The organism is Pseudomonas sp. P4_C4, from assembly GCF_056402055.1.
In genome coordinates this window covers 1-13,427 of the sequence record NZ_JBFUID010000101.1, presented here as the reverse complement: position 1 = coordinate 13,427, position 13,427 = coordinate 1, and the positions used below count along the sequence as shown (strand labels likewise).

Annotated in this window: 6 protein-coding genes; 3 read left to right on the top strand and 3 right to left on the bottom strand. The window is 60.2% G+C overall.

The genetic code is table 11. The features are described 5' to 3' along the window. Positions 1-654: 654 nt before the first annotated feature. The gene (locus AC1DXW_RS29920) at positions 655-1,365 is read left to right on the top strand and encodes a response regulator (protein WP_477760835.1); all 711 of its coding nucleotides are present in this window, start codon (positions 655-657) and stop codon (positions 1,363-1,365) included. 45 nt (positions 1,366-1,410) lie between these two features. Here AC1DXW_RS29920 and AC1DXW_RS29915 read toward each other — a convergent pair whose 3' ends face one another. Continuing rightward, positions 1,411-2,919: a sensor histidine kinase gene (locus AC1DXW_RS29915; RefSeq protein ID WP_477756970.1), complete on the bottom strand. Its 1,509-nt coding sequence runs from the start codon at positions 2,917-2,919 to the stop codon at positions 1,411-1,413. Between the two features lie 72 nt (positions 2,920-2,991). On the opposite strand from AC1DXW_RS29915, the gene AC1DXW_RS29910 reads away from it, so the two are divergent. Then, on the top strand, positions 2,992-3,525 hold the full coding sequence (locus tag AC1DXW_RS29910; RefSeq protein WP_477757198.1) for a hypothetical protein: 534 nt from the start codon (positions 2,992-2,994) through the stop codon (positions 3,523-3,525). Between the two features lie 273 nt (positions 3,526-3,798). Here AC1DXW_RS29910 and AC1DXW_RS29905 read toward each other — a convergent pair whose 3' ends face one another. Together AC1DXW_RS29905 and AC1DXW_RS29900 are read right to left on the bottom strand one after the other, a co-directional pair. Continuing rightward, positions 3,799-4,095 carry a hypothetical protein gene (locus tag AC1DXW_RS29905; protein WP_477760834.1) on the bottom strand — a complete coding sequence of 99 codons (297 nt, stop codon included), beginning with the start codon at positions 4,093-4,095 and terminating at the stop codon, positions 3,799-3,801. Positions 4,096-4,222: 127 nt separating this feature from the next. Continuing rightward, positions 4,223-4,372, bottom strand: a complete 150-nt coding sequence (locus tag AC1DXW_RS29900) for a hypothetical protein (RefSeq protein ID WP_477760833.1) — start codon at positions 4,370-4,372, stop codon at positions 4,223-4,225. A gap of 120 nt (positions 4,373-4,492) precedes the next feature. On the opposite strand from AC1DXW_RS29900, the gene AC1DXW_RS29895 reads away from it, so the two are divergent. Further along, positions 4,493-13,427: peroxidase family protein (locus AC1DXW_RS29895; protein ID WP_477760832.1), on the top strand; the 8,935-nt coding region annotated here is incomplete at its 3' end.

The following is a 13,427-nucleotide window of genomic DNA, read 5'->3' as shown; positions in this document are numbered from 1 at the left end:
GAGTGAAGTTCACTGCACCGCGACGAACGTGCCTGCCTGAAACTGAAAAGCCTGTAGTGGCTGCAAACTCCCGGCAATTCCCCGCGCCCTCTCGACCATTCGTCCTTTAAACCCCGTATTTGTTGGTCAAAGTCCGTTTCTGAAGGAGGTCATGACATGTCATGACGGATTTTTCGCGCGGTGGTTGTGACAGTACGTGGACCGAAAATGCCTGCTATCGAGCCAGGGGGAAATGTCGGGTATTGGCTGTGGATTCAACCGGTCGATGCAACAGACTGGCTCAATCTGTTGCATCGACCGGTTGAATCCACGTCGCCTCAGGGCCATCAGCCCCAAGCAAAAGCGGTCGGTATCTCCATAAGTGGGGCATTACACCCACCCAACCGGGCGTTTACCACCTGATTTGAGGAATATCCCCCCCTCACCCTTTCTCTCGCTTCAAACACTCAGAAACAGCCTGTTAATTCATTTGAACTTTATCTTCGCCCTATTGAAATGGCTCATTAGTTGCAACCCCCTTGGGTACCCGCAACAGCTGTCGTCCCGGACATCATGGAGACGGCGGGGCTTGCCGGATTGGGCATGGCGCGAGGGGTGAAAAATGAAACGTGCGACACCACTATGCAGCTCCATCGGCTCTTATGAGGAGTTCTTATGAGTTCCATGATCAAGATTGGCATCGTTGATGATCACCCGCTGTTAAGGGATGGGGTCACAATGGCGCTGAAGAAAATAGCTGACTTTCAGGTGGTCGGGCAGGGCGGGTCTGCCGAAGATGCCCTGGAAATTGCCGCTCGTTTTGCTCCGGATGTTTTGCTGATGGATGTAAATATGCCGGGCGATAGCTTTGCTGCCGTGCGAGCGATCTCAGCTTCTTCACCGGCAGTTAGAATTTTGATGCTGACGGTATCTGAGTCCATCGAGGACGCCTATACCGCCCTCGAAGCAGGCGCGCAGGGATATGCGTTGAAAGGCATAAGCGGTCGTGAACTTGTACAAGCCATCAGACAGGTTGCCGGTGGTGAAACCTTCATTACACCCAAGCTTGCCAGCAAGCTCTTAGGCAGCTTCAGAAAGCACGCGGGTGATAAGCAAAAGGTCGAACTGACCCATCGCGAAGAACAAGTTATCCGGGAGGTATCGAAGGGCCTGACTAACCGCGAGGTTGCTATCAAGCTTGAGCTCTGCGAGAAGACAATCAAGCACTATATGACGAATGTCATGTACAAGCTACGGGTTCGTAACCGGACGCAGGCAGTCGCAGCAGTGAGACGGCATTGGGAGAGTGACCATATACCCAGCTTATGTGGTGCTCTTCAACGCCGCGACTTGAATGACAACGGTAAGACAAGTAACGGGCGATAAGCGCTTGCGGTTACTTGGGTGCAACGATCATTTTGTCACGGATGATCAGATTCTGAACTGCGCCCTGGCTTTGGTTCCGGCATGGGGCGCCGATTCAATGATGAATATTCCGCCGAGGGATTCGACGCGATAGCGCATGCCGACAAGGCCCAGATGAGTCCTGCCTCGACCTGGCACACTCGGTTTCTCGGTTGGAATACCCACTCCTGCATCCTCGACTTGCACTTCCAGTAGCCCTTCGAAGTGAGAGGCGCTGAGTTTTTGGCCTTTTCCTCCGGCGTGAATATAGGCATTGTTCAATGCTTCCTGGGCGAAGCGGTAAATACAAATTTTATGGGCTATCGGTACATCGTCCGCAAGCGTATCAAGCTGCAGTTCGACTCGCGTCTCGGTTCGCTCTTCGTGCCGCCCGGCAAGCAATACCAGCGCATCGTGCAGGCTCAGATCATTGACTTCCGGAAGTGCCAGGTCGAGTGATATTTCCCGCACTTCGTTTAAAGCATCCTCGCCGGCACGTCTTATCATTTCGAGGACTTCCCCATCCGAGGCGCCTTGCGAATCTTCGAGCTCTTCAAGGCGAAGGAGAATAAGCGACAACAGCTGAGCAGGACCATCATGAAGATCTGCCCCGATCCGACGGAGAGTGAGTTCATTGATTCTGGAAAACTCACGATTAGCTGTAGTGACTTTGCGCTGAAGGGCGGTATTATTTGAGTGCAACTTTGCTTGCTCATGCATTCGCCATTTAAGTGCTGATTCCTGCTGCTTTATGATCTTGTCGTCACGCCGAACGATAAAAAATAACAGCCAAAGCATGGCCATCGTTGCTGCACCAACAATCGCCCATACTTTCTTGCGAACGTTATTGATTTCGCGCTGTAACGCTTCCGCGGTTTCGTAGAACTCACCAACCGCAATAATCTTTCCAGTACCTGCTTCGCGCAGTGGAGCAAAAATTTCATAGAGCGGAATATTCAGGCTTCGCTCAAAAGCATCCTCAATATCATCCGCAGTATCATCCTCAAGATCACTGTCCAGTTCTGTATAGATCTTGCCTGTCAGCGCCTGTGAGATCTCCACTGTCGGAAAATGTTTTTGGACCGCTGATTTGTCGGTGCTGTAGACAATCGTGCCGTCTGGAAGCCAGATTTTCACCGAGACAACATGTGTACTGAACGAGGTGCTGGACAGCAGGTGATCAATGGTCTGAATAGTGCCATCGGGGAGTTCTTTGGCAGTGGTTAATCCCTGGACGAAGGGTTCGAGAAAGTTCTGCATATAACGCGCCCCCGTCTCCGCCGCCGTTTGAACCGTTGCATCTTCGATACTCTGGCTTACGAGGTTTCCAACGAGCGTCATGGTCAAACCCAGAATTATTGTGGCGCAGATGACGAACTGGGTTGAGCGGCTCAAATGGCGCAATTTCGCCCGGGTGCCCTGGCTCCCGGGCACTGCGCTACTGGACGTTTGGCCAGTGTCTGATTCGACCAAGGTCTGATCCGAATCATTGACCAAGGTCTCAGAATTTGATTGGGCTTTCGTCTCTGTACACATCCGGGTAGCCCCTCAATACTCATTTTTAATGGAGTGTATAGCTAGCGTTTGAGGTTGAAGGCGGGAGGCGCGATGAATAGTTTAAAAAAAAGATGCTCGATCAATCTGGGTAATCGCTATCTCCGGCAAAAGCAGCCGGGGGTTATTACCAATAGTGTGGTCGGTCATTCGCGCCCTGTACTGTCACTTTACGGCCATACAGGCCAGGATGGAAACGAATGTACGCTTGGCGTTCAAGTCAAGCTCAGTTCACTTGGAATCTCTGTTGAGAAAACGCTCCAGTACAATTTTCAGTACAACAGCGCGAGTGTTCCACTCAATCGAAACCAAACCTGCGGTTCTAATGATTTCCTGACTCCGCCACCAGGCGTGTGGAACCCGTCTCCAATACAGACTAGTCAATTCGTAGTCGTTGCCAGTTTGCTCATGGATAAAAGGCTTGTTGACGAAGCCGCATGGACGCAGAACCGTGCCATCACCCCTCAGGAACTTCCGGACTATGGCGATCTTCGCGAGCCTATTCCGACCAATGACTCTGATCGCTGGATGTGTGGCATCTGTGACAAGCCCCCTATGCCTGAGAGAGCAATATGGACAGACGCATAGAGCCCCGATACGTGACGGGGCCTTTAGTAAGTTACGCCATCTATTCAACCTGCGTTCATGGGCCGTCGCCTCCTTGAGGCGCAATACCAGCCTGTAGTTACGGTTGTCATGGGGAATTGATCCTCAGTCGAGCACTGCTGATCGCATGCGATTCAGTAAGGGCTCGGTGCGGCCGTTGTACCAGGTCCCGTCGTTCAATTTTAGATTTTTATTTATGGGGTTCAGCACTAAACCACGCGTTTGCAGCCGTGTTTTATGCGTGTGGTTTCCTGATTAGTCAAGCATCGAGGAAACAGCCATGGCCAGCTTCATCAAGTCCGATCTCGAGTTCATTCTCGAACAAATTTTCATCGCTGAACGGAATGCGGCAGGCGCGAGTCTGGCTGACATGCTGCCGAACGTAGAAGTACCCTTCGGCCTGCGCACCGTCTCCGGCATCGACAACAACCTGGCCAATCCCCAGTTCGGTGCCGCCGACAATTTCTTTCCGCGTATGACGACGCCGGTGTTCAATACCGCGCAGGTCCAGCCGGTCGGCTTCTTCGGCCCCGCCGATCCTGGCGGAACCACGCCGACCTCCTACCAGCAGACCAGCGGTTTCGTCTTCGACTCGCAGCCGCGCACCATCAGCAACCTGATCGTGGACCAGACCGCCAACAACCCGGCGGCAGTCGCGGCTGCAGCGGCCAATCCGGATTCACAAGTCGTCACCAGCCCCGGTCTGGATGGCCTGTTCGGCACCGCCGACGACGTTTCCGTCTTCCAGATTCCCAATATCACGCCGGACGCGGGCCTGACCGCGCCGTTCAACCAATGGATGACTTTCTTTGGCCRGTTCTTCGACCATGGCCTGGACCTGGTCACCAAGGGCGGCAGCGGCACAGTCTTCATTCCTTTGCAGCCAGACGACCCGCTCTTCGTGCCGGGTAGCCCGACCAACTTCATGGTGCTGACGCGCGCCACCAATATGCCCGGCCCCGACGGTATCCTCGGCACCGCCGATGACATCCACGAGCAGAGCAACACCACCTCGCCCTTTGTCGACCAGAACCAGACCTACAGCTCGCATCCCTCGCACCAGGTATTCCTGCGCGCCTATGAGCTCAACGCCGCCGGCGATCCGGTCGCCACCGGCAAGCTGATCACCAATCGTGACCTGGGCGTCGATGGGCATTTCGGCACCGCTGATGACGTCGAAATCGGCGGCATGGCCACCTGGGCAATCGTCAAGGCCCAGGCCCGTGATCTGCTCGGCATCAACTTGACCGATGCGGACGTGTTCGACGTACCGCTGCTGGCGACCGATGCTTACGGCAACTTCATCAAGGGGYCCAACGGTCTCCCTCAAGTCGTGATGAAGGGCGCGGACGGCATTGCCGGCACCGCCGATGACGTGCTCGTCGAGGGTAATCGGGCTGCACCGATCAGCCTGACGAACGCTGTGCGCACCGGTCACCAGTTCCTCATCGACATCGCGCACAGCGCCGATCCAACCGGCGGCCTGACGGCTGACGCGGACACCGTCATTGGTGGCCCGCAAGCACCCGGCACCTACGACAACGAGCTGCTCGACAAGCACTACATCGCTGGCGATGGCCGGGTCAACGAGAACATCGGCCTGACTACGGTGCATTCCATCTTCCACAGCGAGCACAACCGCCTGGTTGACCAGACCAAGGAGACGGTGCTGGCCTCCGCCGACCTCGACTTCCTGAACAAATGGCTGATGCCCGACGCCCAACTGGCGGCGTTGCCGGTGACGGCGGCCGACATCGCGGCCCTGCACTGGAACGGTGAGCGGTTGTTCCAGGCCGCCAAGTTCGGCACCGAGATGCAGTACCAGCACCTGGTGTTCGAGGAGTTCGCGCGCACCATCCAGCCGCAAGTGGATGTCTTCCTGGCACCCATGGGTAACGACACCACGATCGACGCGTCGATCGTCGCCGAGTTCGCGCACACGGTCTTTCGCTTCGGCCACTCGATGCTGCTGGAGACGGTCGATCGTTTCGACCCCAACTTCAACGTCGTCGGCGACGGCAACCCGGTTGACCCGGGCAATCAACAGACCGGCCTGATCGCGGCCTTCCTCAACCCGCTGGCATTTGCTGCGAGCGGCCCGACCCCACAGGAGGCGGCTGGCGCCATCGTGCGCGGCATTACGCGGCAGGTCGGCAACGAAATCGACGAGTTCGTCACTGACGCTCTTCGCAACAACCTGGTCGGCCTGCCGCTGGACCTGCCCGCGCTCAACCTGGCGCGCGGCCGCGAGGCCGGCATTCCGTCGCTGAACGCGGCGCGGCGCGAGTTCTACCACATGACCGGCGACAGCCAGTTGACCCCCTACACGAGCTGGGCCGATTTCGTGCAGCACATGAAACACCCGGAATCGCTGGTCAACTTCATCGCCGCCTATGGCACGCATTCGAGCATCACCGGCGCCACCACGCTGGCGGACAAGCGCGCTGCGGCTGCTGACCTGGTGTTCGGCAGCGCCACGGCGCCGGCTGATCGCCTGGACTTCCTGAACAGTACCGGCGTCTGGAGCAGCAATGCCGGTGCGGACGGTATTCTGCACACCGCAGACGACGTGACCATCACCGGCCTGGACAACGTCGACTACTGGATCGGCGGCCTGGCCGAGGAAAAAATGCCCTTTGGCGGTCAGCTGGGTTCGAGCTTCAACTTTGTCTTCGAAACCCAGTTGGAAAACCTGCAGAATGGTGACCGCTTCTACTACCTGGCCCGCACCGCGGGACTCAATTTCGGCACTGAGCTTGAGAACAATTCGTTCGCCAATCTGGTAATGCTCAACAGCGACGCAACACACCTGTCGGCTAACATATTCCTGACACCGGCCTTCATCCTGGAGACCGACCCGACGCACCAGTTCAACGCAAGCGTGGTGGCCGGGCCGGATGGCATACTGGTCGACAATCCATTGACACCAGTCAATGAGGCTGCCGACAACCTGCCAGCCAACGCCGACCCCTTTGGCCCGTCGGACCATCCGATTGGCTCACCACGTATTGACCATTTCACGCCGCTGGTGATCCGCGACAACCCCGCCACAGTGGGTCTGGATACCAACTACCTGCACTACACCGGCGGCGATACGGTCGTGCTTGGCGGCACGGCCGGCGACGATATCCTCATTGCCGGCGACTCGGACGACGACACCGTCTATGGCGACGCCGGCAACGACCGCCTCGACGGCGGCTACGGCAACGACAACGTCTTTGGCGGTACCGGCGACGACATCATCACCGACATCGGCGGCAGCGACACCCTGCGCGGCGAGGACGGCAACGACGTCATCCAGGCCGGCAACTCGACCCTCGGCCTCAACAACCTGGTCTTCGGCGGCGCTGGCAAAGACTTCATCATCACCACCGAAGACATCACCATGACCTTCGCCGGCGCGGGTGACGATTTCATCCTCGGCGCCAAGGTCAACCTCGCGCCGACCGGCAACGAAGGCGACGACTGGATCGAGGGCGGCACCCAGGACGGTGCACCCGGCGATAACATGAGCCCGACATTGTCCGACGATGTGCCCGGTAACGACATCTTCATCGGCACCGGCGGATTCGATGAAATGATCGGTGAAGGCGGCGACGACACCTTCGTCGCCAGCGACGCTCAGGACAAGATGGACGGCATGTCCGGGTTCGACTGGACCACCTACAAGAATGACAAGTACGGCGTGACCGTCGACATGGTCGTCCCGTTCTTCAGTCCCTATCACCCTGTGCCCGATGCCGCGGGCAATATCGTGGGCGCGTTTGCGCAATCGGCCGATTCGGTCTATGACCGGTTCGCGGAAGTGGAGGGCCTGTCGGGGTCGGCCTTCTCCGACTTCCTGCGCGGCGATGAACAAAACGCGGCCATCATCGCCAACATCACGGCCAGGGGCAGCATCCTCACCAACTTCGATCTCGTCAGCGGCCTGCGGGCCTTCGTCGGCAGCGCCGGTTTCGGTGCCGACGGTATCGGGGGGACGGCCGACGATCAGTTCGGCGCGGGCAACATCATCCTCGGCGGCGATGGCAGCGACATCATCGAAGGCCGTGGCGGTAGCGACCTCATCGACGGCGACAGTTGGCTCAACGTGCGCATCAGCGTGCGTCAGAACGTGGATGGCACCGGGCCGGAGATCGCCAGCTTCGACAGCATGACGCCGATGATCCCGCTCATGCTCAACGGCACCTACAATCCCGGCCAGCTCGTCGCCGTGCGTGAGATCCTGCCGGGCGTGGGTGGCTTCGACACCGTCAACTTCATGGGCCCGCTGTCCAACTACACAGTCTCCGTCAACGATAACGGCACTGCGCTCGACTTTTCCGATGACATCGTCACCGTGACCGACAATGTCGGCAAGGAAGAAACCGACCGTCTCACCCACATCGAGCGGCTGCAGTTCTCCGATCAGTCCATGGTCCTCGTGCCGGGGCTCAACGCTGAGCCGGTAGGCGCACTGACGGTGGATAACACCGCGCCGACCGTTGGCCAGATACTGACCGTGTCGGGGGCAGGCCTCACCGATGGCGACAACGCGGGCGGGGCGATCCACAATTCCATCAGTTACGTATGGCAGTTTGAAGCGGCACCGGGCTCGGGCGTCTTCGAGGACATCATCCTCGGGCCAGGCCGCATCGGTATCGGATTTACCAGAGCAGACGCGCCCACACTCACGGTGACGTCGGATCTTGCCGGCCTGGCAGTGCGCGTCAAAGGCATCTATGCCGACGATCATGGCGTGACCGAGCAGGTATTCTCGGCACCGACTACGGCAGTAGTGGCCGGGGCGCCGGCCCCCGCAGCGGCGCCTTCGTTGATTGATCCGCAGACCACTGCCCCCAGCAATGGTGTGCGTTACACGCAATCCGACCTGGCGTTCATCCTTGACCAGATCAAGATAGCGGAACACAACGCGGCTGGTGAGAACATGGTTTCTCTGCTGCCGAACATACGGATGCCATTCGGTTTGCGCACGGTCGAAGGGACGGAAAACAACCTGCTCCATCCCGAGTTCGGTGCCGCCGATAACGTATTCCCGCGCCTGACCACGCCGGACTTCCGCACGGCCGACGCCGGTACGAGTTACACCCAGACCAGCGGCCTGGTGATCGACTCGCAGCCGCGCACCATCAGCAACCTGATCGTCGACCAGACCGCCAACAACCCGGCGGCGGTCGCGGCCACCTTCGATCCCGGTCTGGATGGCGTCCTCGGCACCGCTGATGATGTCTTGAAAGTTGGTGCTCAGGTGGTTACCGGAACCCGCACCGACGGCACGACGTTCCAGACCTTCTTCGATCCGAACGTGAGCCCCGACGCGGGCCTGACCGCGCCCTTCAACCAATGGATGACCTTCTTCGGCCAGTTCTTCGACCATGGCCTGGACCTCGTCACCAAGGGCGGTTCGGGCACCGTGTTCGTTCCGCTGCAGCCGGATGACCCGCTGTTCGTGCCAGGTAGCCCGACCAACTTCATGGTGCTGACCCGCGCCACCAATCAACCCGGCCCCGACGGCATCCTGGGCACGGCCGACGACATCCACGAGAACACCAACACCACCTCGCCGTTTGTCGACCAGAACCAGACCTATAGCTCGCATCCTTCGCACCAGGTGTTCCTGCGTGCCTATGAGCTCAACGCAGCGGGCGATCCGGTGGCCACCGGCAAGTTGATCGAAAATCGTGATCTGGGCGCCGATGGCGTGTTCGGTACGGCCGACGACGTCGGGATCGGTGGCATGGCCACCTGGAAGGTGGTCAAGGCGCAAGCCCATGATCTGCTCGGCATCAATCTCACTGATGCCGATTTCAACAACGTGCCATTGCTGGCGACCGACGCCTACGGCAATTTCATCAAGGGCCCGAACGGTTTTCCGCAGGTGGTGATGTTGGGCCCGGACGGCATTGCCGGCACGGCCGACGATGTGCTCGTTGAAGGCAATCCGGCGGCGCCCATCAGCCTGGTCAACGCCGCGCGCACCGGCCATGCCTTCCTCAACGACATCGCGCACACCGCCGTTCCGATCGACGACGTGACCGGCGCAGCACTCCTGCCCGATGTGGACACTGTTGTTGGCGGTACGCCTGCGCCGGGCTTCTACGACAACGAACTGTTGGACGCGCACTACATTGCCGGCGACGGCCGGGTCAACGAGAACATCGGCCTGACCACCGTCCATTCGATCTTTCACCATGAGCACAACCGCCTGGTCGATCACACCATGGCGGTGGTCCTGGCGACAGCGGCAAGTGGCGATGTGTCGTTCCTGAACGAGTGGCTGCTGACGCCCGTCACTGCCGTTCCCGTCGACACCTCGACCCTTGACTGGAACGGCGAGCGCCTGTTCCAGACGGCGAAGTTCGGCACCGAGATGCAGTACCAGCACCTGGTGTTCGAGGAGTTCGCGCGTACGATCCAGCCGATGGTCGATCCCTTCTTCGCCCCGGGCCAGGTGTACGACACTGCGATCGATCCGAGCATCGTTGCCGAGTTCGCGCACACCGTCTATCGCTTCGGGCACTCGATGCTGCTGGAGCAGGTCGACCGGCTGGATCCGAACTTCGCTTCGAGCGATATCGGGCTGATTCAGGCCTTCCTCAACCCGCTCGAGTTCGCTGGCAGCGGTCCGACCCCGGAACAGGCGGCTGGTGCCATCGTGCGCGGCGTGACCCGCCAGGTGGGCAACGAGATCGACGAGTTCGTCACTGAAGCCCTGCGCAACAACCTGCTGGGTCTGCCGCTCGACCTGCCCGCCATCAACCTGGCGCGCGGCCGCGATACCGGCATTCCGTCCCTGAACGCGGCGCGGCGGGAGTTCTATCTGCCTACTGGCGACTCAGAACTCAAGCCTTACACCAGTTGGGCCGATTTCGTGCAGCACATGAAGCATCCGGAATCGCTGATCAACTTCATCGCCGCCTACGGCACGCACTCGACCATCACCAGCGCCATCACGCTGGCGGACAAGCGCGCCGCGGCTGCGGACCTGGTGTTAGGCGGCGCGACCGCACCGGCCGACCGTGTCGACTTCCTCAACAGCACGGGTGCCTGGGCCAGCACCGCGGGTGCGGACGGTGTTCTGAACACCGCAGACGACGTGACCATCACCGGTCTGGACAACGTCGACTTCTGGGTTGGTGGGCTGGCCGAGGAGAAGATGCCCTTTGGCGGCATGCTCGGCTCGACCTTCAACTTCGTCTTCGAGAACCAGATGGAGAAACTCCAGGACGGCGACCGCTTCTACTATCTGGAACGCACCGCCTCGATGGACTTTGGCGCCGAACTGGAGAACAACACGTTCGCCAATCTGGTGATGACCAATACCGACGCAACACACCTCTCGGGCAGGGTTTTCCTGACGCCGGCCTACACTTTGGAGGTCAACCAGGCGAACCAGTACAACCCGAGTGTGATTGCCGGTCTCGACGGTATTGTCGGCACCCTCGACGATCTGCCGGCCAATGCCGATCCGTTTGGCCCGTCGGACCACCCGTTTGGCTCACCGCGCACTGACTTCATCACGCCGCTGGTGATCCGCGACAACCCCGCCACGCCGGGTCTGGATACCAATTACCTGCACTACACCGGTGCCGATACGGTCGTACTGGGCGGCACGCCCGGCAACGACATCCTCATTGCCGGCGACTCGGACGACGACACGGTCTATGGCGATGCCGGCAACGATAGGATCGATGGCGGCTACGGCAACGACCAACTCTTTGGCGGTACCGGTGACGACATCATCACGGACATGGGCGGCGACGACGTCATCCACGGCGAGGACGGCAACGACGTCATCCAGGGCGGCAACGGCCTCAACCTGATCCTCGGCCAGGCCGGTCAAGACTTCATCATCACCGGCGAGGACGCGGCTGACACCAGCGGCGGCCTGGGCAACGACTTCATCCTCGGCAGCAAGGCGAACGAGTTCGCGCGAGGCGGCGAAGGTGACGACTGGATCCAGGGCGGATCCGCCGATGGTGTTGCCGGCGACAACTTCGACCCATTCGGCAACGATCCGATCAATGGCAACGACGTCTTCATGGGCGATGGCGGACCGGACAACTTCGACGGGGAGGGCGGTGATGACATCATGATCGGCAGCCCCAGCGAGGCGGACCGTTTCATCGGCTTCTCCGGTTACGACTGGGCGACCTTCAAGGACGATCCGGCCGGCGTGACCATCGGCCTCAACTCCAGGCTGCGCTTCTTCGATCAACCGGCGGTGCCTGGCTCCAACGCGTCGATCCTTGCCCGTCTGGACCTGGTGGAAGGGCTGTCGGGATCGGCCCACGCCGATTTCCTCAGCGGCGATGACTCCACTGCCGACTTGCTCGCCATCGCTGGCGCCAAGGGCAGCGTACTCACCAACTTCGACCTCATCAGCGGTCTGCGGGACTTGGTCGGTAGCGCCGGCAACGGCGCGGATGGCATCGCCGGCACAGCCGACGATAAGTTCGACGGGGGCAACATCGTCCTGGGTGGCGCCGGCAGCGACGTCATCGAAGGCCGTGGCGGCGATGACATCATCGACGGCGACAAGTGGCTCAACGTGCGCATCAGTGTGCGGCAGAACATCGATGGCACCGGGCCGGAAATCGCCACCTTCGACAACATGACGCCACTGGTCCCGCTCATGTTGAACGGCACCTATAACCCCGGCCAGCTCCAGATCGTCCGTGAAATCCTGACGGCGCCCGGTCCTGACTTCGACACGGCGCTGTTCTCCGGCAATTTTGCGGATTACACCGTGATCGAAAACGTCAACGGCACCTTTACGGTCATCGACAGTGTCGCTGGCAGGGACGGGACCGACACCCTCAGCAATATCGAGCGGTTGCAGTTCGCCGATCAGGCGCTCGTGCTCGGCGGTTTGAACTCGGCGCCAGTCGGCTCGCTGAGGATCGACGATCCCACGCCCGCCGTCGGCCAGGTGTTGACGGTATCGGCGGCAGACATCACTGATGCCGACAATACCGCGACCGGCGGCGCGATCACCAGCCCCATGAGTTTCTTCTGGCAGTTCGAAGCGCGCCCGGGCTCGGGCGTCTTCGAAGACATCACCTTCTTTGCCGCCGGAGAGGTCTCGCGCGCGGAGGGTACGACCGCCACAGTGGGCTCGGAACTCAGGATCGCACCACCGGCGACCCTCATTGGCGCCGTGCCGGCTATCCCGGAACTCGTCGTGGCAGCCGGGTTGGCGCTGCGCGTCAGGGCGGTCTACAAGGACGCCAATGGCGTGCTGGAGGAGGTGTTCTCGGCGCCGACCGCACCGATCACGCCGGCCGGTACCGGCACCGTCAATGTCCTGCCGGTTGGCACGGTGCTGATCAGCGATACGACCCCGACGCCAGGCTCGGCCTTGACCGCCACGGATGCATTCACCGACGCCAACGGGACCACGACCTCGGTGATTACCCATCAGTGGCAGGTGGGGAGCGGTGCGCTCTTTACCGACATCGCCGGCGAGACGGGCACGACCTTCACGCCCAGCCCGGCGCAGACCGGTCTGCAACTGCGGGTCGTCGCGAGTTACGTCGATGACCTCGGCACACTTGAGCGGGTCACTTCTGCCGCAACGACAGTGGTCGGCGAACTGTTTGTCGGTACCGCCGGCGCCGACATATTCACCGGCACAATAGGCGACGACCTGGCCAGCGGAGGTGGTGGCAACGACATCCTGAGCGGCTTGGGCGGCAACGACATCCTCAATGGTGACGCGGGCAATGACATTCTCATCGGGGGTACGGGTGCCGACACGATGGCCGGCGGTGTTGGCGACGATGTCTACGAAGTCACCGACCTTGGGGACGTGGTGACCGAGCTCGCCGGTGCCGGTAACGACACGGTCTGGACCTCGCTCTCGGGCTACACCTACACGCTGA